The 23509-nt window shown below is 55.3% G+C and carries 20 protein-coding genes; 11 read left to right on the top strand and 9 right to left on the bottom strand.

Annotated elements, in window-relative coordinates; genetic code table 11:
• Positions 1-6: 6 nt before the first annotated feature.
• Complete coding sequence (gene prpF / locus RGW60_RS08285; protein WP_322203699.1) at positions 7-1212, top strand: 2-methylaconitate cis-trans isomerase PrpF; 1206 nt, start codon at positions 7-9, stop codon at positions 1210-1212.
• A gap of 80 nt (positions 1213-1292) precedes the next feature.
• Positions 1293-2777: a 2-methylcitrate dehydratase gene (gene prpD / locus RGW60_RS08280; RefSeq protein ID WP_322203697.1), complete on the top strand. Its 1485-nt coding sequence runs from the start codon at positions 1293-1295 to the stop codon at positions 2775-2777.
• 85 nt (positions 2778-2862) lie between these two features.
• Here prpD and RGW60_RS08275 read toward each other — a convergent pair whose 3' ends face one another.
• A complete protein-coding gene (locus RGW60_RS08275; RefSeq protein WP_322203695.1) occupies positions 2863-3681 on the bottom strand; it encodes a pyruvate, water dikinase regulatory protein in 819 nt (272 codons plus the stop codon).
• Between the two features lie 172 nt (positions 3682-3853).
• On the opposite strand from RGW60_RS08275, the gene ppsA reads away from it, so the two are divergent.
• The 9 genes from ppsA to RGW60_RS08230 all read left to right on the top strand — a co-directional run bounded on the left by ppsA (position 3854) and on the right by RGW60_RS08230 (position 12208).
• Positions 3854-6229: a phosphoenolpyruvate synthase gene (ppsA, locus tag RGW60_RS08270; RefSeq protein WP_322203693.1), complete on the top strand. Its 2376-nt coding sequence runs from the start codon at positions 3854-3856 to the stop codon at positions 6227-6229.
• Positions 6230-6322: 93 nt separating this feature from the next.
• The gene (locus RGW60_RS08265) at positions 6323-7330 is read left to right on the top strand and encodes an alpha/beta fold hydrolase (protein WP_322203691.1); all 1008 of its coding nucleotides are present in this window, start codon (positions 6323-6325) and stop codon (positions 7328-7330) included.
• A gap of 78 nt (positions 7331-7408) precedes the next feature.
• Positions 7409-7708, top strand: a complete 300-nt coding sequence (locus tag RGW60_RS08260; protein ID WP_322203689.1) for a Rieske (2Fe-2S) protein — start codon at positions 7409-7411, stop codon at positions 7706-7708.
• 55 nt (positions 7709-7763) lie between these two features.
• Complete coding sequence (gene rraA / locus RGW60_RS08255) at positions 7764-8252, top strand: ribonuclease E activity regulator RraA (protein ID WP_322203687.1); 489 nt, start codon at positions 7764-7766, stop codon at positions 8250-8252.
• 11 nt (positions 8253-8263) lie between these two features.
• Positions 8264-9259 (top strand): zinc transporter ZntB, encoded by a 996-nt coding sequence (locus RGW60_RS08250; RefSeq protein ID WP_322203685.1) that lies wholly within the window; start codon positions 8264-8266, stop codon positions 9257-9259.
• Between the two features lie 88 nt (positions 9260-9347).
• A complete protein-coding gene (locus tag RGW60_RS08245) occupies positions 9348-9596 on the top strand; it encodes a CrfX protein (protein WP_322203683.1) in 249 nt (82 codons plus the stop codon).
• Positions 9597-9598: 2 nt separating this feature from the next.
• Positions 9599-10423 carry a mechanosensitive ion channel family protein gene (locus tag RGW60_RS08240; RefSeq protein ID WP_322203681.1) on the top strand — a complete coding sequence of 275 codons (825 nt, stop codon included), beginning with the start codon at positions 9599-9601 and terminating at the stop codon, positions 10421-10423.
• Between the two features lie 97 nt (positions 10424-10520).
• On the top strand, positions 10521-11111 hold the full coding sequence (sigX, locus tag RGW60_RS08235) for an RNA polymerase sigma factor SigX (protein ID WP_322203679.1): 591 nt from the start codon (positions 10521-10523) through the stop codon (positions 11109-11111).
• Between the two features lie 107 nt (positions 11112-11218).
• Complete coding sequence (locus RGW60_RS08230) at positions 11219-12208, top strand: OmpA family protein (protein WP_322203677.1); 990 nt, start codon at positions 11219-11221, stop codon at positions 12206-12208.
• A 293-nt stretch (positions 12209-12501) separates the two neighbouring features.
• Here RGW60_RS08230 and cobA read toward each other — a convergent pair whose 3' ends face one another.
• The 8 genes from cobA to tssD all read right to left on the bottom strand — a co-directional run bounded on the left by cobA (position 12502) and on the right by tssD (position 23281).
• The gene (gene cobA / locus RGW60_RS08225; protein ID WP_322203675.1) at positions 12502-13242 is read right to left on the bottom strand and encodes a uroporphyrinogen-III C-methyltransferase; all 741 of its coding nucleotides are present in this window, start codon (positions 13240-13242) and stop codon (positions 12502-12504) included.
• An 11-nt stretch (positions 13243-13253) separates the two neighbouring features.
• Positions 13254-15995: a molybdopterin-dependent oxidoreductase gene (locus RGW60_RS08220; protein ID WP_322203673.1), complete on the bottom strand. Its 2742-nt coding sequence runs from the start codon at positions 15993-15995 to the stop codon at positions 13254-13256.
• A complete protein-coding gene (gene nirD / locus RGW60_RS08215; RefSeq protein WP_322203671.1) occupies positions 15995-16312 on the bottom strand; it encodes a nitrite reductase small subunit NirD in 318 nt (105 codons plus the stop codon). The genes RGW60_RS08220 and nirD overlap by 1 nt, the downstream gene beginning before the upstream one ends.
• Positions 16309-18753, bottom strand: a complete 2445-nt coding sequence (nirB, locus tag RGW60_RS08210; RefSeq protein ID WP_322203669.1) for a nitrite reductase large subunit NirB — start codon at positions 18751-18753, stop codon at positions 16309-16311. Before nirB ends, nirD begins: the two co-directional genes overlap by 4 nt.
• A gap of 938 nt (positions 18754-19691) precedes the next feature.
• Positions 19692-20078, bottom strand: a complete 387-nt coding sequence (locus tag RGW60_RS08205; protein WP_322203668.1) for a hypothetical protein — start codon at positions 20076-20078, stop codon at positions 19692-19694.
• Between the two features lie 155 nt (positions 20079-20233).
• Positions 20234-21600, bottom strand: a protein-coding gene (locus tag RGW60_RS08200; RefSeq protein WP_416194835.1) for an IS3 family transposase whose coding sequence is annotated in 2 segments (ribosomal slippage) — positions 20234-21121 and positions 21124-21600 — 1365 coding nt in all. Because the reading frame shifts where the segments join, the coding sequence is not laid out codon by codon here.
• Positions 21522-23006, bottom strand: coding sequence for a hypothetical protein (locus RGW60_RS08195; protein WP_322203666.1), 1485 nt, complete (start codon positions 23004-23006; stop codon positions 21522-21524). Before RGW60_RS08195 ends, RGW60_RS08200 begins: the two co-directional genes overlap by 79 nt.
• A 2-nt stretch (positions 23007-23008) precedes the next feature.
• On the bottom strand, positions 23009-23281 hold the full coding sequence (gene tssD, locus RGW60_RS08190) for a type VI secretion system tube protein TssD (RefSeq protein WP_322203665.1): 273 nt from the start codon (positions 23279-23281) through the stop codon (positions 23009-23011).
• Positions 23282-23509 lie beyond the last annotated feature (228 nt).

Below are 23509 nucleotides of genomic sequence, written 5' to 3'. Positions count from 1 at the left end.
CACTTCATGGCTCATGCACCGCAAATCAAGATAGCCGCCACCTACATGCGTGGCGGCACCAGCAAAGGCGTGTTCTTTCGCCTGCAAGACCTACCCGAAGCGGCGCAGTTTCCCGGCGCGGCGCGGGATGCACTGCTGCTGCGGGTAATCGGCAGCCCCGATCCGTATGACAAGCAAATCGACGGCATGGGCGCGGCAACATCGAGCACCAGTAAGACAGTGATCCTGTCGAAAAGCCTCAAAGCGGATCACGATGTCGATTACTTGTTCGGTCAGGTCTCCATCGACAAGCCATTCGTGGACTGGAGCGGCAACTGCGGCAACCTGTCTGCCGCGGTCGGTCCGTTTGCCATCAGCAATGGTCTGGTCGACGCCATCCGTATCCCGCAGAACGGCGTGGCCATTGTGCGCATCTGGCAAGCCAACATCGGCAAGACGATTATTGCCCACGTGCCAATGACTGACGGCGCAGTGCAGGAAACCGGTGACTTCGAACTCGACGGCGTGACCTTTCCCGCCGCCGAGGTGCAGCTCGAATTCATGAACCCGGCAGCTGAGGAAGACGGAGCGGGGGGGGCGATGTTCCCCACCGGCAATCTGATCGACGAACTCGAAGTGCCCGGCGTTGGCACGCTGAAAGTAACGATGATCAATGCCGGCATTCCGACGATTTTCGTTAATGCTCAAGCCATCGGTTACACCGGCACTGAATTGCAGGGCGACATTAACAGCGACCCCAAGGCACTGGCGATGTTCGAAAGCATTCGTGCCCACGGCGCGCTTCGCATGGGGCTGATCCAGCACCTCGACGAAGCCGCCAAACGCCAGCACACGCCCAAGGTCGCGATTGTCGCGGCGCCTGCCGATTACACTGCGTCCAGCGGTAAACCCGTGGCGACCGGTGATGTTGACCTGTTGGTGCGGGCGATGTCCATGGGCAAACTGCACCACGCGATGATGGGCACGGCGGCCGTGGCTATCGGCACGGCGGCGGCGATTTCCGGCACTTTGGTCAACCTCGCTGCGGGTGGCATTAAGCGCAGCGCCGTGCGTTTTGGGCACCCTTCCGGCACTTTGCGCGTCGGCGCCGAAGCCACCCAGGAAAACGGCGAATGGAAAGTCACTAAAGCCATCATGAGCCGTAGTGCTCGGGTGTTGATGGAAGGCACGGTTCGAGTGCCACCGGGGCAAGCTTCAAGCTGCAAGCTATAAGATGACGCGCGGTGCTCTTGCTTGCCGCATGTAGCTTGTCACTTGAACTTTGCTATTTCCAACTAAGCGGAGAACTTGCAATGAGCGCCAACGTTGAACTGAACAACCGTCCTGACTACGACAAGGTCCTGCAGGACATTGCCGACTATGTACTGGATTACAAGATCGATTCCGACGAAGCGCTGAACACCGCGCGCAATTGTTTGATGGACACCTTGGGCTGTGGGTTGTTGGCGCTGCGTTTTCCGGAGTGCACCAAACATCTGGGACCGATCGTTGAAGGCACGGTTGTACCGTATGGCGCCCGTGTGCCGGGCACCAGTTTTCGTCTGGACCCGGTCAAGGCCGCCTGGGACATCGGTTGTATTGTGCGTTGGCTCGATTACAACGACACCTGGCTGGCAGCGGAGTGGGGCCATCCTTCCGATAATCTCGGCGGAATTCTTGCCATTGCTGATCATCTTTCGCAGAAGCGGGTAGCCAACGGCGAGGCGCCGCTGACGATGCGCGCGGTGTTGGAGGCGATGATCATGGCCCATGAGATTCAGGGCGTGATTGCGTTGGAAAACTCCTTTAATCGTGTTGGCCTTGATCACGTGTTGCTGGTGAAAGTGGCCTCAACGGCGGTGACCGCCAAACTGATGGGGGCCAATCGAGAACAACTGTTGGTCGCGCTGTCCCACGCGTTTGTCGACGGTCAGGCGCTACGGACGTATCGACATGCGCCGAACGCCGGCTCGCGTAAATCCTGGGCGGCGGGCGATGCTTCGAGTCGAGGGGTGCGTTTGGCTGACATTGCTATGCGCGGCGAGATGGGCATTCCGGGCGTATTGAGCGCGCCGCAATGGGGTTTTTACGACGTGCTGTTCAGTCACACCAACAAAGACCTGGCGCTTAAGGCCGAGGACAAGCGCCAATTTAGCCTGTCCCAGTCCTACGGCAGCTACGTGATGGAAAACGTGCTGTTCAAAATCAGCTTCCCGGCAGAGTTTCACGCGCAAACCGCGTGTGAAGCGGCAGTGTCCCTGCACCCGCAGGTGAAGAATCGTCTGCATGAGATCGATAAAATCGTTATCACTACCCATGAATCAGCGATTCGAATTATTTCAAAACAGGGCGCCTTGGCCAATGCGGCGGATCGTGACCATTGCATCCAGTACATGACCGCTGTGCCTTTAGTGTTTGGCAACTTGATTGCCGAGCAATATGAGGATGACTTTCATGCGGCTCACCCGATAATCGATGAGTTGCGCGAGAAGATGGTGATCGTCGAAGACCCGCTTTACACCCGTGAATACCTCGAAGCCGACAAACGTTCAATCGCCAACGCGATTCAGGTTTTTTTCACGGATGGCACCAGCACCGAGAAGGTGGTTGTGGAATACCCAATTGGCCACCGTCGCCGTCGGGCGGACGGCATTCCATTGCTGGAAGACAAATTCAAAGCCAACCTGGCGACACGGTTTACCGCTCAGCGCAGCGCTGAAATAGTGGCGCTATGCAAAGACCAGGCGACGTTAGAGGCGACACCGGTGAATAGGTTTGTGGATTTATTTGTTATTTAATCGGTTGCCAACTTGTTGGCTAGGCGTCAGGTCTGACATACCGCGTCGGGCCTTCTCGCCAACACGTTGGCTCCTACCGAGAAAATTATTTGAATCTGCGCTCCACGCCTTTTTCAACGAGGATTTTCGCGGAGATTTCTTCTACCGAAAAATGCGTGGAATTTATATGCGGGATATTTTCACGACGGAACAGGCTTTCTACTTCCCGTACTTCGAACTCGCATTGCGCGTAGCTGGAATAACGGCTGTTGGGTTTACGCTCGTGGCGAATGGCGGTGAGACGATCCGGGTCGATGGTCAGACCGAACAATTTGTTGCGATGTTCCTTGAGCGCAGCGGGTAATTGCAGGCGCTCCATGTCGTCTTCGGTCAGCGGATAGTTGGCGGCACGAATGCCGAATTGCATTGCCATATACAGGCAGGTAGGGGTTTTTCCGCAGCGTGAGACGCCGACCAGGATCAAGTCAGCCTTGTCGTAATAATGAGTACGAGCGCCGTCGTCGTTATCGAGGGCGAAATTCACGGCTTCGATGCGCTCCATATAGTTTGAGTTGTGACCAATGGAGTGGGATTTTCCCACTGAATAGGACGAGTGTGAACTAAGCTCCAGCTCTAACGGGGAAAGGAATGTCGAAAAAATATCGATCATGAAGCCGTTAGATGTCGCCAGTATTTCGCGAATTTCCTGATTGACGATGGTGTCGAAAATGATGGGTCGCAGTTCATCCTTATCGGCGGCGGCGTTGATTTGTTGTACCATTGCGCGCGCCTTTTCGACACTGTCGATATAAGGACGCGTGAACTTGCTGAACGTAATGTTTTCGAATTGAGCCAACAGGCTTTGGCCGAGGGTCTCAGCGGTGATACCTGTGCCGTCGGAGATAAAGAAGGCAGATCGTTTCATTTGCGCCGGGGCCTTAAGCTGATGATGAATGTTAGATATGATAGGCCCGCTGGCGGTCCTTGAGAGCCGGCATTTTCACTCATTTTGCAGGTCCAGGCCACACACGCTCGAGACCGCTCCTGTAGTTTCAGCGCCCTGAGCTTTTCCCAACACAGTTAGTGGAGAGATCACCTTGGTAGAGTACGTAGTTTCCCTCGATAAGCTCGGCGTCCATGATGTAGAGCACGTGGGGGGCAAGAACGCATCCCTCGGCGAGATGATCAGCAACCTCGCGGGCGCCGGCGTTTCGGTTCCCGGTGGCTTCGCCACTACGGCTCAAGCGTATCGTGATTTTCTTGAGTTAAGCGGTTTGAACGATCAGATCCATGCCGCGCTTGATGCGCTTGACGTCGATGACGTCAACGCATTGGCCAGGACCGGTGCGCAAATCCGCGCCTGGATCATGGAAGCCGAGTTTCCCGAGAAGCTCAACGCGGAAATTCGCACGGCTTTCGCTGAATTGTCGGCCGGTAATCCCAACTTGGCCGTAGCTGTGCGATCTTCAGCCACCGCCGAAGACTTGCCGGACGCCTCGTTTGCCGGCCAGCAAGAAACCTTCCTGAATATCCGCGGCGTTGAAAACGTCATCCGTGCGGCCAAGGAAGTATTTGCGTCGTTGTTCAACGACCGTGCCATTTCTTATCGTGTGCACCAAGGCTTCGATCATAAGTTGGTCGCCTTGTCGGCGGGCGTGCAGCGCATGGTCCGGTCTGAAACCGGTACGGCCGGCGTGATGTTCACCCTGGACACCGAATCCGGCTTCCGTGACGTGGTGTTCATCACCGGTGCTTACGGTCTGGGCGAAACCGTTGTCCAGGGAGCGGTTAACCCGGACGAGTTCTACGTTCACAAAAATACCCTCGCAGCCGGTCGCCCAGCCATCTTGCGCCGCAACTTGGGCAGCAAAGCGATCATGATGATTTATGGCGACGAAGCCAAAGCCGGTAAATCGGTGAAGGTTATCGATGTCGCCCCCGCAGATCGCGCACGCTTTTGCTTGAGCGATGCGGAAGTCAGCGAGCTGGCCAAACAAGCGATGATCATCGAAAAGCACTACAAGTGCCCGATGGACATTGAGTGGGCCAAAGACGGTGACGACGGCAAGCTGTACATCGTTCAGGCCCGTCCTGAAACGGTGAAAAGTCGGACCTCGGCCAACGTCATGGAGCGTTACCTTCTTAAGGAAACCGGCACGGTGCTGGTGGAAGGTCGCGCCATTGGCCAGCGCATCGGCGCGGGTAAAGTGCGGATCATCAAAGATGTGTCCGAGATGGACAAGGTTCAGCCGGGCGACGTGCTGGTGTCCGACATGACCGACCCCGATTGGGAACCGGTCATGAAGCGCGCCAGCGCCATTGTCACCAACCGTGGTGGCCGTACTTGCCACGCGGCGATCATCGCTCGCGAGCTGGGTATCCCGGCAGTCGTGGGCTGCGGCAACGCGACTGAATTGTTGAAAGACGGGCAGGGCGTCACTGTTTCTTGTGCAGAAGGCGATACCGGGTACATCTTCGAAGGTGAGCTGGGCTTTGACATCAAGAAAAACTCTGTCGATGCCATGCCTGATCTGCCGTTCAAAATCATGATGAACGTCGGCAATCCTGACCGTGCCTTCGATTTTGCCCAGTTGCCCAATGCCGGTGTCGGCTTGGCGCGACTGGAATTCATCATCAACCGCATGATCGGCGTGCATCCCAAGGCGTTGTTGAATTACGCCGGTTTGCCGCAGGACATCAAAGACAGCGTTGACAAGCGCATCGCTGGCTATGACGATCCGGTAGGTTTCTATGTGGAAAAACTGGTCGAAGGCATCAGCACCTTGGCCGCAGCGTTCACGCCGAAGAAAGTCATCGTGCGTTTGTCGGACTTCAAGTCCAACGAATACGCCAACCTGATCGGCGGCAAGTTGTACGAGCCGGAAGAAGAAAACCCAATGCTGGGTTTCCGTGGCGCATCGCGTTACATCAGCGAAAGTTTCCGCGATTGCTTCGAGCTCGAATGCCGCGCCCTCAAGCGTGTACGCAACGAGATGGGCCTGACCAACGTCGAAATCATGGTGCCGTTCGTGCGGACCTTAGGTGAAGCGAGTCAGGTCATTGACCTGCTGGCCGCTAATGGCCTGACACGCGGTGAAAATGGTCTACGCATCATCATGATGTGCGAATTACCATCCAACGCGATCCTGGCTGAAGAGTTCCTTGAGTTCTTCGACGGCTTCTCGATTGGTTCCAACGACCTGACCCAGCTGACGTTGGGTCTGGACCGCGACTCGGGGATCATCGCGCACCTGTTTGACGAGCGTAACCCCGCAGTGAAAAAGCTGCTGTCGAACGCGATTCAGGCGTGTAACAAGGCCGGCAAATACATCGGCATCTGCGGTCAGGGACCATCCGATCACCCGGATCTGGCTCGTTGGCTGATGGATCAGGGCATTGAAAGCGTATCGTTGAACCCGGATTCGGTATTGGAAACCTGGTTCTTCCTCGCCGAGGCGCAAGCGCCGGTCTGATGTGAAACGCTAAAGCGCTGACCCACTTCGGTGGGTCGGTCATTTTTCAGCAGGGCGGTTTCCTCGAAGCCGCCTTTTTTGTGCAAGAGCAATATGCAAAGCAGCAGCGACCTCTTTCCTGTGGCCTTGATCAGCGCCGAACGTCGTGGCGATCTTATCGAGGATGTTTACCGTTTAAAACCAGCCAATAGCCCGGACATCAGCGTCGAGCTGGCCGTGACCCGTCTCGGCCGAGCCGACAGCACGGACGTGCGAGGCGTGCCGGTCATTTTGTTACATGGCAGTTTTTCCAATAGACGTTTCTGGTATTCGCCCAAGGGCGTCGGCCTGGGGGCGTATTTGGCCCGAACGGGTTTCGACGTCTGGATACCCGAAATGCGCGGTCACGGTCTTTCGTCGCGCAATCAGCGCTACCGACACAATCGTGTGGCGGATTACGCACGCTACGACTTGCCAGCGATCGCGGCTTTTGTGTGCGAGCAAACCGGGCAGGTCCCGCACTGGATCGGCCATTCCCTGGGTGGCACCACGCTCGCCGCTGCGCTGGGTGGTCATTACCTAGGTTCAGAGGACGTGGCCTCGGTGGCATTGTTCGGCAGTCAAATCAGTCGCGTTCATTGGCCGCTGAAAGTGCCGCTGGTGGAATGGGGCGCTCGCTTGATACTTAGCCGTTTTGCGCACATTTCCGGTTCGCGCTTAAAGCGCGGTCCGGAAGATGAGCCTATTGGCCTAGCAGTGGAAAGCATGCGTTGGTTCGGGTTGTTCAAGCATTTCGGCGACAAAGACCGCAACTGGTGGTCGGGCTTGAGCGACGTGCAGGTGCCAGTGCTGGTTGTTGCTGCTGTTGCAGACCAGCAAGATCCAGCCTGGGCCTGTCGCGCACTGTATGAACAATTCGGATCTGCGCAACGGCAGTTCCTCTGCCTCGGTCGCGCCCAGGGTTTTAGCGATGACTTCGGTCATGTTGACATGCTGGTGAGCAAAGGCGCACAAACCCAGGTTTGGCCGTTGGTGGTTAGCTGGTTGCAGGACCAGATTGTCCCGCTAGCCGCTCAGGCACAGCCGCAATCTGCCGCAAGCGAGGTCGGCGTCGGCATTTGAATCGTTTCGCCAGTGCGGAGATGCGGCTAAGCTATGGCGCATTAGGTATTCATTCATTTTCGAATCGCGGCCCTTTTTATGTTTGTGCCACTTGAGCGCCTGATTAATCTAAACGACGGTTACCGGCAAACGTTTAAGGTCGGCGGACGCGACCTGTTGTTATTGGTGGTCGACAACCAGCCGCTACTGCTCGAAGACAGCTGCCCGCATCAAGGCGCGGCGTTGAGAACGGGAACGCTCGTGGGTAGGGTATTGCGGTGCCAGCGCCATGGCATAGAGTTCCTGTTGCCCAGCGGGAAAGCCTTGGGAGCTTTATGCCCGGGCTTGAAAATGTTTGCCCTTAGCTACGACGGCGATCGGATCGGCGTCGATGTTTAATTCGTCATTCCATATCCTATGAAATGGTCGTTCTTTCACTGAAAGGAGTTCACCCATGCATTACATCACCCCTGATCTGTGCGACGCCTATCCGGAACTGGTGCAGGTCGTTGAGCCGATGTTCAGCAATTTTGGCGGTCGTGATTCGTTTGGTGGCCAGATCGTTACCATAAAATGCTTCGAGGACAACTCGTTGGTCAAGGACCAGGTCGAACTCGACGGAAAGGGTAAAGTGTTGGTGGTCGACGGCGGCGGGTCGCTACGTCGGGCGTTGCTGGGTGACATGCTTGCCGAAAAAGCCGCAAAAAACGGCTGGGAAGGTTTGGTCATTTATGGCTGCATCCGCGACGTTGACGTGATTGCGCAAACCGATCTGGGTGTTCAGGCGTTGGCCAGCCACCCGATGAAAACCGACAAACGCGGTATCGGTGATCTGAACGTAGCGGTGACCTTCGCTGGCGTGACCTTCCGACCAGGCGAATACGTGTACGCTGACAACAATGGCGTGATCGTTTCGCCATCTATGCTGAAAATGCCGGAATAACGGGACAACGAATGTTCGACGAAACAAACGCGCAGTGGGGACTGGTACATGCCCTGGTGCTAGATGGTCAGGGTGGAGCGCGTTTCATTGCTCGAACCGAGTTGGAAGGTCTTCAGTTGCAGCCGCACGAAAGTGTGTGGCTGCATTGGGATCGCGGGCACCCGCAGACCCAAAACTGGTTGCGTACTGCCAGCGGTTTGAGTGAGTTCAGTTGTGACTTGTTATTGGAAGAAAATACCCGTCCGCGTCTGGTGCCATTACCTGACGCCGAACTTCTGCTGTTTTTGCGCGGGGTCAATCTGAATCCTGACGCCGAGCCCGAAGACATGGTGTCGGTCCGTATTTTTGCCGCGCCACAGCAGGTTATCTCGCTACGGCTGCGTCAATTGCGCGCCACCGATGAACTAATCGAATGCCTCACTGCTGGTGTTGGCCCTAAAACCGCCTCCGAATTAATTCTCTATCTGGCTCAATACCTCACCGATAAGGTTCAGGCACTCATCGGCGAGTTGTCAGAGCTGGTCGATGTGGAGGAAGAAAAGATAGACGCTGACGAGCGGTATTCAGCTGACCATGGCGATATGTTGCATATCCGTCGTCGCGCTGCGGGGTTGCGCCGGTTTCTAGCGCCGCAACGCGAGGTGTACGCGCAACTGACCCGCAATAAAGTGCCGTGGTTTGTCGTAGATGATGCTAATTACTGGAACGAACTTAACAACAGTTTGACTCGCTACCTTGAAGAGCTTGAACTGACCCGCGAGCGTGTGGGATTGGTCTTGGAAACCGAGGACAGGCGCCTCAGCGAGCGCATGAATCGGGTCATGTACCGGTTCGGTATTATTACCGGAATCTTTCTGCCGATGAGCTTTCTGACAGGGTTGTTGGGCGTGAACGTTGGGGGTGTTCCCGGCTCAACTAATCCTTACGGGTTTCTGATCGCCTGTTCAATTATGGGCGCCGTGGGAATTGGTCAGTACTGGCTATTTCGGCGATTACGCTGGGTGTAAATGTTCGATTTTTTTCGCTACCGAATGACCCATTTGTGACTCAAACAAATTCCATTGCGTCATTCAGTGACATTGCGTGAGGTTACCTATGCACGACCCTTTCGAAAAATCACTGCGCGACATGCTCAACGCCTCATCCTCTAACAGGGATGACGATGCTTGCCTGGGCCGCGTTTTGAAAACTGCGAACCGTCAGATAGGTGCTGGTGATTTATTCAAACTGTTAGGTCGCTGGTCCCAAGCTCTAATGATTGGAGTGAACAATGGTTCACCGCATGTAAGTCCGGTTTCCCGCCGTACCCTTTCTTCTGCTCGCCCTGCTGATAAGGCTGATTGAACATGGAACTCAACCTCTGGACGCAGAGCCTAGTCACCGCCATGACGGTGTTGTGGACTAAAGTCGCTAATTTCATTCCAAACCTTTTCGGCGCCCTAATTGTGGTGCTGCTCGGGTTTGTTGTCGCCAAGCTGCTGGACACCCTGCTATCGAAACTGCTGGCTAAACTCGGTCTTGATCGGTTGATGGGCGGTACAGGCCTGACCAAGTTGATTGCGCGAGCTGGCGTACAGGTGCCGATATCAACGCTGATTGGCAAAATCGTCTATTGGTTCGTGCTGCTTATTTTCCTTGTCTCGGCTGCTGAGTCGCTCGGTCTTGAACGGGTATCGGCGACGTTGGATATGTTGGCGTTGTATCTGCCAAAGGTATTCGGCGCTGCGTTGGTATTGCTGGTAGGGGTACTCTTGGCCCAACTGGCCAATGGACTTGTACGCGGTGCCGCTGAGGGTGTAGGGCTTGATTACTCCGCTGGCTTGGGACGAATCGCCCAAGGGCTCGTTATTATCATCAGTATTTCGGTCGCGATCAGTCAGTTAGAGGTTAAAACCGACCTGCTCAACCATGTAATTGTGATCGGCTTGATTACCGTTGGTCTGGCATTCGCGCTGGCAATGGGCTTGGGCAGTCGTGAAATTGCAGGCCAAATTCTTGCGGGAATATATGTGCGTGAGTTATATCAAGTGGGGCAACAAGTGCGGGTGGGTGAAGTCGAAGGGCAGATTGAAGAAATGGGTACGGTAAAAACGACGCTGCTGACCGATGAAGGGGAGTTGGTATCCTTGTCCAACCGAATTCTGCTCGAACAGCAAGTGTTCAGCCGCTAACCCGGCAAATTCTGCTACCCTGTGCCGCCACAAATTGCTGGAAGTATGGCAGTGGCGGACATTGACCTGATAGACCTTACTGTCGGCATGAGTTTTTTTGAATAAGCCCCAATCGCTGTCCATGCGCTACGATCCCCGCGAACTCTCTGATGAGGAGTTGGTGGCGCGGTCGCACGTCGAGCTGTTTCATGTGACTCGGGCATATGAAGAGTTGATGCGACGCTACCAGCGAACACTTTTTAACGTATGTGCACGTTATTTAGGGAACGATCGCGATGCTGATGATGTCTGTCAGGAAGTGATGCTTAAAGTGTTGTATGGCTTGAAAAATTTCGAAGGAAAATCGAAGTTCAAAACCTGGCTCTACAGCATCACTTACAACGAATGTATTACGCAGTACAGGAAGGAACGGCGGAAGCGTCGCTTAATGGACGCGTTGAGTCTGGACCCACTTGAGGAGGCGGCAGATGACAAGTCGCCTGCACCTGAAGAGCAGGGCGGGCTTGATCGCTGGCTTGTGCATGTGAATCCAATCGATCGGGAAATTCTGGTGCTACGATTTGTCGCAGAGCTAGAATTTCAAGAAATTGCGGACATCATGCACATGGGCCTGAGTGCCACAAAAATGCGCTACAAACGCGCGCTTGATAAACTACGTGAGAAATTTGCGGGCATTACCGAAACTTAACTCGGGGCAAATATCTCTAACGTGCAGACAAGTTCTGATAGACTTGTCGTCGAGTTGTCCTTCAGTACGAAGGGCTTCTTAACAATCACCAGATGGGGATTTAACGGATGAAACTGAAAAACACCTTGGGCATTGCCATTGGTTCTGTTGTTGCCGTAGCTTCGTTCGGCGTTCTGGCGCAAGGCCAAGGCGCGGTCGAGGGTGAGGCCTTCTACCAGAAGAACTACAACGACAGCGTCAACCACGTAGAAGACGGCCGCACCGCTGGTGCTTCCATCGGCTACTTCTTGACCGACGACGTTGAAGTTATCCTGGGCTATGGCAAAACTAATTACACGCGTTCCAACGGCGATACCGGCAACCAGAAGATTCATGGCGACACTAGCTCCCTGGCCGGTATGTACCACTTCGGTACCGTTGGTGATGCTATCCGTCCATACGTTTCCGGCGGCTTTGCTCACCAGAGCATGACCGGCGTTGAAGCTGACGGTTACAAGGGTCGTGACTCGTCCACCTTCGCAACCATCGGTGCTGGTGCCAAGTGGTACATCACAGACAACTTGTATGCACGTGCTGGCGTAGACGCTGACTACAAGCTGGATAACGGCAAGTGGGACTACGCTCCTACCATCGGCTTGGGCGTTAACTTTGGTGGTGGCTCCAAGCCAGCACCGGCTCCAGCACCGGCTCCACAGCCAGTTGCTGAAGCGCCTGTAGAAGCTCCAATGGAAGCTGCTCCACAAGTCGTACGTGTTCAGTTGGACGTCAAATTTGACTTCAACAAAGCTGTCGTTAAGCCTAACAGCTACGCCGACATCAAGAACCTCGCTGACTTCATGAAGCAGTACCCACAAACCAGCACCACTGTTGAAGGTCACACTGACTCCGTCGGTCCTGACGCTTACAACCAAAAACTGTCTGAGAAGCGCGCTAACGCTGTCAAACAAGTTTTGGTTAGCCAGTACGGTGTTGGCGCTGGTCGCGTGAGCTCGGTTGGTTACGGCAAAACCCGTCCAGTTGCAGACAACAAAACTGAAGCTGGCCGCGCAATCAACCGTCGCGTAGAAGCTGCAGTCGAAGCAAAAGCTGCTCAGTAATTTGTAGCTAAAGCCTCGTAGAAAAGCCCGGCTCAGGCCGGGCTTTTCTTTGCGTGCGATTTGATGAATACAAAGGTACTGCGGACTTATCGCAGCCTTCGACAACTCCTACAGAATCTGTGCATCGCCATCATCTGTGGGACCGAATTTATTCGGGAAGCGGGTAAAGGGTCTCCAACCAAATTGCAATTTGTTGGCGATATAACAAACACCGCAGCGCTTCAAGCACGCCGTGGTGCCCGCCTCGCCATCAGGTTGGCTATAGAATCGTCCCGCAAGACGTTATGGACGCATTAACCAAACTGAGCCTGTTCGACCACTGCCGCCGCACTCGCCGCGACTTCACCAATCACTAATATCGCCGGGCTTTTGAGCTCAAAAGCGAGGGCGTCTGTTTGCATTTCGGCCAGAGTGCTACGGCATTCGCGCTGATGGGGCAGCGAGGCGTTTTCGATCATTGCCACCGGCGTGTTCGCCGACAAGCCACCGGCCATCAGGTTGTCGCGGATTTCCGAGAGCTTGGCGACGCCCATGTATACCACCAGCGTGGTGCCGCTTTGCGCCAAGGCCTGCCAGTTGAGGCTGCTGCCGTCCTGAGTGTGAGCCGTGACCAGCGTAACGCCCCGGCTAACGCCGCGCAGTGTCAGTGAAATACCACATTGAGTTGCCCCCGCCAGTCCGGCCGTTATGCCGTTGACCAGTTCGACTTCAATGCCTTGAGCCCGAAGCCAATCAGCCTCTTCGCCACCGCGTCCAAAAATACATGGATCACCCCCTTTCAGTCGGACCACGCATTTACCCTGGCGGGCGTAACGCAGCATCAGTCGGTGGATGAACGCTTGCGGCGTAGAGCGACAGCCGCCGCGTTTGCCGACCGCAATGACCCGGGCTGAAGCGCAGTGCTCAAGGATCGCGACGTTGACCAGATCATCGATCAGTACCACATCCGCTTCGCGCAGTGCGCGCACAGCTTTGAGTGTCAACAACTCAGGGTCGCCGGGACCTGCACCTACCAGCCAGACTTTTGCGCTCATGCCGTCACCCCTCATTGGTGGACCGCGACCGCTAGCGGGTTGACCGCCAGCAGCCGTTTGATTTCCGGTACGCAGGAGCCACATTGGCTGCCGCACCCCAGCTGTGTTTTCAGTTGAATCAAATCCAGCCCGCGACCAATGCCCCCCACTACCGCGCTTTCGCTGACGTTCATGCAGTTGCACACGACCTTGCTGCTGTGCGGCATGGCGGCGGCGTTACCGGGTGGAGTGCTGATCGGTGCCAACAGCCAGCGGCGTAATTGCTCGTCGGCGCGGCCTTCGAGCCAAAGGCTTTGCAGCCAATGCCGGGCGATGGTCTCTCCGGCCAAGCGAATGGCAATAATGCGGCCGTGTTCAATCCGCACCCGCTTGCCAATCGAGCGGCGAGGGTCGTCGTAAGACAGCACCGGACCTTCATTCAGGCCCAGTAGTTGATCAATCTGGGTCAGCAATTGATTGTCGGGTGCCTGAGCGCCTGCGGCTCGAATCAGCAGCGCTGGACGTTCACGTCCGGCCAAACTGAGGCTGACGTAGGCAAATGCCTCACACAGGGGTCTGAGTGCCTCAATTTTGGTTTGCACGTCACCTTCCACCAATGCAAACAGCTGCCACGGCAAACTCACGGCTTCGATGCGCACGCCGGTGTGTTTCAGTTCCGGCTGTTTCGACAAGGGGTCGAAGGCCGGTTGGGTCAGAATGTTCACACCGCCCTTGAGGAAACGATCACCCCAATGCATGGGCAAGAATGCTTGGCCGGGACGAATACTGTCATCAATGGTGACCGGCACGATCAGGCTGCCACGGCGGCTTTTCAGACTGACCAGATCGCCTGCCTGTAGACGATGGCGGCGTAATTCATCCGGGTGCAGGCTTAAAACCGCTTCGCTGACATGGCCGAACAACTGCGCAGCGGTGCCGGTGCGGCTCATGCCGTGCCATTGATCACGCAGGCGTCCGGTGTTCAGGGTCAGCGGAAAGCGCGCATCACGCAGCTCCTTTGCTGCACGGTAGGGTTCGGTTACGAACGTGGCGCGGCCGGACTCCGTCGGGAAAATCCCATCAAGGTATAAGCGCGCTGTCCCGGTTTCGGCGCCCACCGGGAAGGGCCATTGTTGGGGGCCACGCTGTTCAAGCAGCGCATAGCTGATGCCTGACAGGTCCAGATCGCGCTCACGGGTCAGCTGTTTGTATTCATCGAACAATGCTTGAGGCCCATCGAAAGCAAACAGGCTGGTTTTTCCAGGGCGCAGGCGTTGCTCTAGCCGCTGAGCAAAATCAACCGTAATTGCCCAGTCCGAGCGTGCTTGACCCGGCGCAGCTATCGCTTTGCGGACACGGGAAATGCGTCGTTCCGAATTAGTCGCAGTGCCGTCTTTTTCGCCCCAACTGGCGGCGGGTAACAGCAGGTCGGCAAACGTGCAGGTTTCGGTAGTTCTATACGCTTCTTGCAAGACCACAAATGGGCAGGTGGTCAGGGCTTCGCGGATTTTCTGCTGATCCGGTAGCGACTGTGCAGGGTTAGTGCAGGCGATCCACAACGCTTTGATTTTGCCGGTTTGCAGCTGTTCGAATAGCTCGATAGCTGACAATCCGGGTGTTTCGGGCAATGCATCGACGCCCCAGTAGGCTGCGACTTCCTCGCGATGCGCGGCGTTGCCGGCTTCGCGGTGGCCCGGCAACAGGTTCGACAGGCTGCCGGTTTCGCGTCCGCCCATGGCGTTAGGCTGACCGGTTAGTGAGAACGGCCCTGCGCCAGGGCGCCCGATCTGACCGGTAGCAAGGTGTAAATTGATCAGCGCGCTGTTCTTCGCGCTGCCTGAGGTGGACTGGTTTAATCCCATGCACCACAGCGACAAAAAACTTGGCGCGGTGCCGACCCATTGTGCGCAGGCGTGCAGTTGCTCAACCGGTATACCGCATATCTCCGAGACCATCTGTGGGGTGTAATCGCGGACCAGGCTTTTCAGCTCGGCGTAGCCTTGGGTGTGGGCACTGATGAAGCTGCGGTCAACCCAGTCTTCCCATAGCAGCAAGTGCAAAATACCGTGAAACAGCGCGACGTCGGTGCCGGGCTGAATCGCCAGGTGCATATCGGCCAAATCGCAGGTGTCGGTGCGGCGCGGATCAACGACGATGATTTTCATCTCGGGCCGTAAGCTTTTTGCTTCTTCCAACCGGCGAAACAACACCGGGTGGGCGTAGGCCATATTGCTGCCGACGATCATCACGCAATCGCTGAGTTCGATGTCTTCGTAATTGCACGGCGGTGAGTCCGCGCCCAGGCTGCGCTTGTAGCCGACCACGGCGGAGGACATGCACAGCCGCGAATTACTGTCGATATTGTTGGTGCCGACCAAGGCCCGCGCGAGCTTGTTGAATGCGTAATAGTCTTCGGTCAGGAGTTGCCCTGACACATAGAACGCAACGCTGTCTGGGCCGTGCTCACGAATGGTCTCGGCGAAGACATTGGCCGCATGCTCCAGTGCGGTGTCCCAATCTGTTGGGCTGCGCGCGAGGGTTTTGCCCAAGCGCAATTCCGGGTACAGCGCTCGGGCCGTGACGTCGCCAGTCAGGTGCAGGCTCGCGCCTTTGCTGCAGAGCTTGCCGAAGTTGGCGGGGTGTTGCGGATCACCGCTGACACCGAGAATGCGCTCGCCATCGTGTTCGATCAGTACGCCGCAACCGACACCGCAATAGCAGCAGGTCGAGGCCGTAATCTGCGTGGCGGATTCTGTCGCAGCTGGCGGGCGCATCAGCCCGCTTCCTTGAGGGATAACAGCACCCGGCCATTTTCAACTCGGGCCAAGTGCTTGTGTGCGCAGCCGATGTCAGGCGCTTGTGCATCACCGGTTTCCAGGTCGATTTGCCAGTTATGCAACGGGCACGAAACACGCTTGCCGTAGATCAAGCCTTGGGACAGCGGACCACCCTTGTGCGGGCAACGGTCGTCGAGGGCAAAAACGTCGTCGTCGCTGGTGCGAAAGATGGCGATGTCGCCCTTGGGGCCTTCGACGATGCGCGAACCCAGTGGGTTGATGTCTTCAAGGGCGCAGATGTCAAACCAGTTCATGCCAGCAGCTCCACGGGAATACGTTCGAATTCTTTCTTCAGCAGCGGCTGAGAAATGCGTTCCTTCCAAGGGTCTTGTTCGAACGACAGCGAGAACTGCAAGCGCGCGTTCAGCGCCTGGCGTTTATCAGCGTCTTCCAGCACGGCTTTCTTGATGTAGTCCATGCCGACGCGTTGCAGGAAATGCACGGTGCGTTCGAGGTAGAACGCTTCTTCGCGGTACAGCTGCAGGAACGCGCCGTTGTATTCGCGGACTTCTTCGGCGGTCTTGAGTTTGACAAAAAACTCCGCGACTTCGGTTTTGATCCCGCCGTTGCCGCCGATGTACATCTCCCAACCGGAATCGACACCGATGATGCCGACGTCTTTGATGCCGGCTTCCGAACAGTTGCGTGGGCACCCGGAGACGGCCAGCTTGACCTTGTGCGGTGACCACATGTTGAACAGGTCGTGTTCCAGTTCAATGCCCAGTTGCGTCGAGTTCTGCGTGCCGAAGCGGCAAAACTCGCTGCCGACACAGGTTTTTACCGTGCGGATCGATTTGCCATACGCATGGCCGGATGGCATGTCGAGGTCTTTCCAGACTCCCGGCAAGTCCTCCTTCTTGATCCCCAACAAGTCGATGCGTTGACCGCCGGTGACCTTGACCATAGGCACGTTGTATTTGTCGGCCACGTCAGCGATACGCCGCAGTTCGGACGGGTTGGTCACGCCGCCCCACATCCGTGGAACCACCGAGTAGGTGCCGTCTTTCTGAATGTTGGCGTGGGCGCGCTCGTTGATCAGGCGCGACTGTGGATCGTCCTTCGCTTCCCCCGGCCAAGTAGAAATCAGGTAGTAGTTCAGCGCTGGGCGGCAGGTAGCGCAGCCGTTGGGAGTGCGCCAGTTCATGTAGCTCATCGCACTGGCGATGGTCAGTAAATGCTGCTCGCGGATCGCCGCGCGGATCAGGCCGTGGTTTAAGTCGCTGCAACCGCAGATGGCTTTTTCGCTTTTCGGTTTTACATCCGCTGCGCCGCCGACGGTGTTGATCAAAATCTGTTCCACCAGCCCTGCGCAGGAACCGCAGGAGCTGGCGGCTTTGGTGTGTTTTTTCACGTCGTCGACGCTAAACAGCCCGTGTTCCTGAATCGCTTTGACGATGGTGCCTTTACACACGCCGTTGCAGCCGCAGACTTCAGCGGTGTCTGCCATGCCCATGGCTTTATCTTGGCCTTGGTGGCCGACGTCACCCAAGGCGTTTTCACCAAACATCAAGTGATCGCGAATTTCATTGATCTGCGCGTTTTCCCGAATTTGCCGGAAATACCAGCCGCCATCTGCCGTGTCGCCATACAAGCAGGCGCCTACAAGCACGTCATCCTTGATCACCAGTTTTTTATAGACCCGGCCAATCGGGTCAGAGAGGGTGATGGTTTCTGTGCCTTCGCCGCCCATGAAGTCGCCAGCGGAAAACAAATCGACGCCTGTCACTTTTAATTTGGTTGAGGTAACCGAGCCTTGGTAACGGGCAAAGCCTAGCTGCGCCAAATGGTTCGCACAGACTTTTGCCTGTTCAAACAGTGGAGCGACCAGCCCGTATGCGATGCCGCGATGGCTGGCGCACTCGCCAATGGCGTAGACCCGTGGGTCGTAGGTTTGCATCGTATCGCTGACCAAGACGCCGCGATTACACGGGATGCCTGACTGCTCAGCGAGTTCGGTGGCGGGGCGGATACCGGCCGCCATGACCACCAGGTCTGCGGGGATCACGTCGCCATTTTTGAATTGCACTGACTTCACGCGGCCTTTGCCGTCGTCGAGCAACGCTTGGGTCGATTCTTCCAGGCGGAACGACAGTCCGCGTGTTTCCAGTTCAGTTTGCAGCAATTGCCCGGAAACTTTGTCCAGCTGACGCTCCATCAGCCATTCGCCGATGTGCACCACGGTCACGTCCATGCCGCGCAACCTGAGGCCGTTGGCTGCTTCAAGACCCAGCAGCCCGCCGCCAATCACCACGGCATGGGTGTGGGTTTTGGCGGTATTAATCATGGTTTGGGTGTCGGCGATGTCACGGTAGCCAATCACGCCCTGCAAGGTGTTGCCCGGGATCGGCAATATGAATGGTATCGAGCCGGTGGCAATCAGCAGGCGATCGTAATGGGCCTCGGTGCCATCGTCGGCGATGACCAAGCGTTTGGTCCGGTCGATCTTCACGGCCTTGCGGTTTAGCAGGAGGTGGATGTTGTTTTCCAAGTACCAGCTCAGGTCGTTGAGCACGATGTCTTCAAAGTTTTGCTCACCGGCCAGGACCGGCGACAGCAGGATTCGGTTGTAGTTTGGGTGCGGCTCGGCGCCGAATACGGTGATGTCGTATAGGTCCGGACTCAGTTTGATCAGCTCTTCAAGGGTGCGGACACCCGCCATACCATTCCCAATCATCACCAGCTTGAGTCGTTTCATGTGGCCTCCGAGAACCGCTAGGGGTAAGCTCGACAATTCCGCGCAAACAAAAAAAGGCGTCCCGCCAGTTAATGGCGAGGACACCTTTGTCCGGTCCCGTTCTCTCGGGAAGTGCAGCCTTCGACGTTGAAAGCTGCAACGATGTAATTACTTACTGCAACCTATGCAGCGGTTGTGCCAAGTCGGGTTATCCTATTTTTATTGGGGCGGGTGATAGATTTTTCGCAATTTTTTGCACCTTTTTGAAGCCCACTGCGCGGAGTTGGTGCGAATAAAAACGCCCTCTCATCAAACAAGACATTTATTGAAATATCGACACTTGGACTGGATGAGCGCGCTCGCCCGCGACGGGCCCCTTGTCGAAGACGTGGTGACCCTTCTTATCAAACAGAAACATCTCAACAGTCGACCAGAGCGACACCAAGGAAAATTTTGTCAGCGGTACTCACACTCATTTACTGACCTCGTAAATCACTTTGCCTGCCGTTTCAATCCCTTTCCAGCAGATCTGTGCTGCAAAGCCCCCTCGCCAATAATTAAAACGCCACCTACAAACGCTCCTCTATAGTCTCCATTTAATATTTGCGGGCAACCCACTGAGATCCTCAGCACTAATACTGCCTCGCTTAATATAAAAATCGGAAAAGGTAACGAAGCCAGAAATCCCTCCAACTATTAATAGTCGCCCCCACCCCTCCGAAACGTAGAGGCGTTAGAGCTTTGACAGCAGGGCTATTTCTGAAGCAATCCAATAGCATATCCATTTTTGTATAGGCGATATGTACTGCAACCCCAATACAAATCACAGCTCCACTGAAATCTATTAACCCAACAGTGAGGAATATTTTGTCAGCAGTACCCAAGCTCATTCTGATCTCGTAATTCACTTCGCTTATCGCTTCAACGCGGTTGACGAGGGCGAGTAACTAACCGCAAAGCTAGGCATTACCGAATTTTGCATATGCTGCAAGTGCACACATAACCAAAAGCAGCCCCCAACCAAGCCACTGCATCACAATCAGTTTGCGCTTCAGATCGGCAGGAAAATTCTTCAGATCCTCGGCGCTAACCGCCCCCCTCCGAAGAGCCATACCAGGCGTGACCATCATCCCCATTATTACCCCAAAGAGATGCATCCGCCCCCAAGGACCCGCGTGTATCAGAAACCTGCGAATCATAATTATCGGACTATTCTTCATGTGGCCCAACATCAGGTCCATTTTGGTGTAGGCGAGATACATCGCTGCCCCAATCCAAGCAAGCATGCTTGCAAAATAAACTAACCAAATACAGAGGTAAATTTTATCGGCGGTACTAACGCTCATTTTCTGACCTCGTAAATCAACTCGCCTGCCTTTTCACCACCCATTCCCCCTAAATAACCTGAGGCGAAAGAAACTCCCCCCACGACCACAACACCGCATACAAGCGCTCCCACCCCATGAACTGCGCCCCAAATGTTGGACAGTGATTGAATAAGCTACGCGGCCTGAGTTCTGTATGCCACTGGACTCAAGCCGTTGAGCTTCATTTTGATACGTTCGTGGTTGTAGTAATGGATGTATTCATCCAGTCCAGCCTCTAACTGAGCAACGCTGTCGAAGCGCTCCCGGTAGAAAAACTCTGATTTCAGTGTGCCGAAAAAGCTCTCCATCGTGGCATTGTCATGGCAGTTACCCTTGCGCGACATACTCTGTTCCAAGCTCATTTCTTCCAGACGATTTCGGTAGATGTGGTAGCGGTACTGCCAGCCCTGATCCGAGTGCACCATCGGTTTGGCGCCCTCTGGCAAGCGCTTCAACGCCTTTTCCAGCATGTTGCCCACCAAGGCGTAGCGAGGGCTGGTGTCTGTCTGGTACGCCACGATCTCTCCGTTGTACAAGTCCAGTATCGGCGACAGGTAGAGCTTTTCACCGGCTACCTTGAACTCGGTAACGTCGGTCACCCATTTCTCATTCGGCTGGTCGGCCTCGAATTGCCGAGCCAACGTGTTAGGTGCTACCTGCCCCTCAGGGCCTTTGTACGATTTATACTTCTTGGCTCGCACCGTGCACTTGAGGTTTAGTTCGGCCATCAGCCTGCGTACCGTTTTGCTGTTCACTATCCACCCGCCCTTGAGCAGCGTGGCGGTCATCCGGCGATAGCCATAGCGGCCCTTATGCTGGTCCTGGATAGTCTGAATAGAGGCTTTCAGCGGAGCAAATTTATCCCCGGCAGCCAGTACCTTGACCTGATAGTAGTAAGTACTGCGTGCCAAGCCGACCAGCTTGAGCAGGGCGTCGATTGGAAAATCGCTCCTCAGCTCAGTGACTACCCAGGCTTTTTCTTCGCTTCTTTGTCCCGCCTCATCGCCTCCTCGCCTAACACCTTTAACTTTTTTAGGTAGGCGTTCTCCATGCGCAGGTACTGAAGTTCGTCGAGCAACTCTTTGTGGGCGCGCTCTTCGTCGGTGAGCACTGCCGGTTTGCGGGGCTTGGCGGGGGGCTTTGGCATAACGTTACGTGGGCCTTTTTTCCCTGACGTCAGGGCTTCGATGCCGCCACTGTAATATTGCTGCTGCCATCTGCCTATCTGCGTTGAATTGCCCAGATTGAAAATCGCAGCCGTTTGCCGAAATGACAACTTCTCACGCTCCATGTGCTGGACAACGGACAGTTTGAACTCGGGACCATGTTCCTTCATACGCCCCTGCAGGCTGGCTTCCCCGTGCAGCTCGTAGGCCGCCACCCAACGACGGAGCAACGTAGGGTCCATCTGAAATTGAGCGGCTATGTGACGAAAACCTTGACCGCGCTCAAGGAAAGCATTGATGGCGGACCGCTTGAACTGCGTTGAATATTTACCCATGAAAAACACCCCGGTAGTTGGATGGGTGTCCAACATTTGGGGCGCAGTTCACCAGCAGTCGGAACCCCGATAGCAAAGCAGATCGCTCCAGTCCCGACGGCGCTTAAAACTCCGCCTGCGACAAAACCGCCCGCAGCCCCTCCTGCGAACCCTCCGGTCTCCGTATATTTCACCTTCTCACACGCCTCAGCATCCCCCGCCCGGCATACATCCTGCACTTTCATATAAGAAGCCCCGCCGCCAATAGCGGTGCCCACCCAACCACCGTAATTTATGTACTTGGAGGCCTTGGCCACTTTGGCCAGATGAGTGGCATATCCAGGGTTCATGTCATGGGCACCGGCCCGGCCCCAGCGATGCACCAAACTACGGCTGGAAATACCCAGGGCGGTTTTCAGTTTCGGGTGGTCAGGGTAGTCGATGGTATTTTTGGTCAGCTTGGTGAGGTGGGTGTCGAGTTGAGCAAACAGTTCTTTGCGTTCAGCAAAGAACTCGGGGGATCGCAGGTGCCCGTGTTGGTTGAAGGTGCGCTTGTGCAGGTCTTCAATGGCTTCCAGGATTTCTCCTACCGCGTCTATGTTGTCCTTGTAAACCGCCGCCGCCATGCTGGTCCCAATAGAGCCGTACTTGATTAAAGACTCGATTTCGTCGCGGTGGCGAACCATGAAGTCGGCTTCTTCAGGACTAAGATCCTCCAACGCCATATTCACCACTTTTGCCGCGTCCATCAGGCGCGCTTCTTCCTCAGTGCATTGTCCATTATTGGGATCACTGAGCACGATCATTTGCCCGGCTTTTATCTGATCCAACCCAGGGTTTAGGATCCTGAATTTAGCAATGACCGCAGAACTGGCTGAGGTGAACAACTGCGCTTCCAGTCGTTCAACCGTGGTGCTTCTGGGGACAATATAGAACCCGGGGTCGTGCAGTTCGATGGGTTCTGATTGCAGCTCTGGAGGAAAAAGCCTGTAACGTTTATAAATGGACGTCGGGACGGGCAGGTGCAGGGTAGCCAGGGTCTTTTCATTGCTCACCTTGAGATGTTGAGCAAAGACATAACGCAGTAAGCGCTCGGGATCAGGTCGCATAACCGGTTGGGTGAGCCGTGGCCCCGGGATGCGTTTGACGCTGTCGCTTATGGCACGCTGGCGATTGCGCGCCAACGCTTGCGATTGACTCGCGAGACTGCGGTGCTCTTTCAATAGGGCGTCTATGCCCTGGGTGGGGGTTTTACGACCGAGTTCAACGTCATCAATAATATGCTTGGCGTAATAGGACACTTCCCGAATAAACCACACGCGCCCATTACCTTGATCAAGGTGTCGGGCGCTAACACTAATGGCTTGTCCTTGCAGTTGTCCTGCTGCTTGGTGGACATCCCAGATATCATCACGGCTGGCGCTCATCGTTATTCACCCCAAAAGCTATAGCCGCTGGTAGCCGCGGGCGTTGTTTGATAAAAATCAAACGTGCAGTCCAACTCTTCTCTTCGGGTCAGTGCTTGTTCCAATAAGGGCGAAAATTTATCAATGTATTTGGAGATAATGATAAAGCCATGAGTTGACTGGTTGTTATTTTCAAAATTGGCCAGGTTACGAGTATAAGAAAGCACCATTATTTCGTCGGTATGTGCTGACTGGTGTTTGTTGCCGATCGACTCTTTACTGGAGCAGCCTGCCAAATCAATCCTTGAGCCTTGCCGGTAATTGTCATGTATGCAGGCTTAGCCATAACTACCTCTCCTTTTGATGGGAGGGTAGTTTATTGGAAAGTGAATCCGGCAGGATGTAGGACGCGTCTGAAAATCAAGCAATTGCAGAATAAAACCAGACTTATATTGCCTTGATTGTTCGAGCGCATGTTGCGCAGCTTTTGTTTTATTGCATCGCGCAACTTCTTGCGCAAGTTT

Origin of the sequence: Pseudomonas sp. AB6 (genome assembly GCF_034314105.1) — a bacterium.
Taxonomy (GTDB): domain Bacteria; phylum Pseudomonadota; class Gammaproteobacteria; order Pseudomonadales; family Pseudomonadaceae; genus Aquipseudomonas.
Note: the sequence above shows the minus strand (reverse complement) of the source record. Positions and strands in the feature narration are given on the sequence as shown.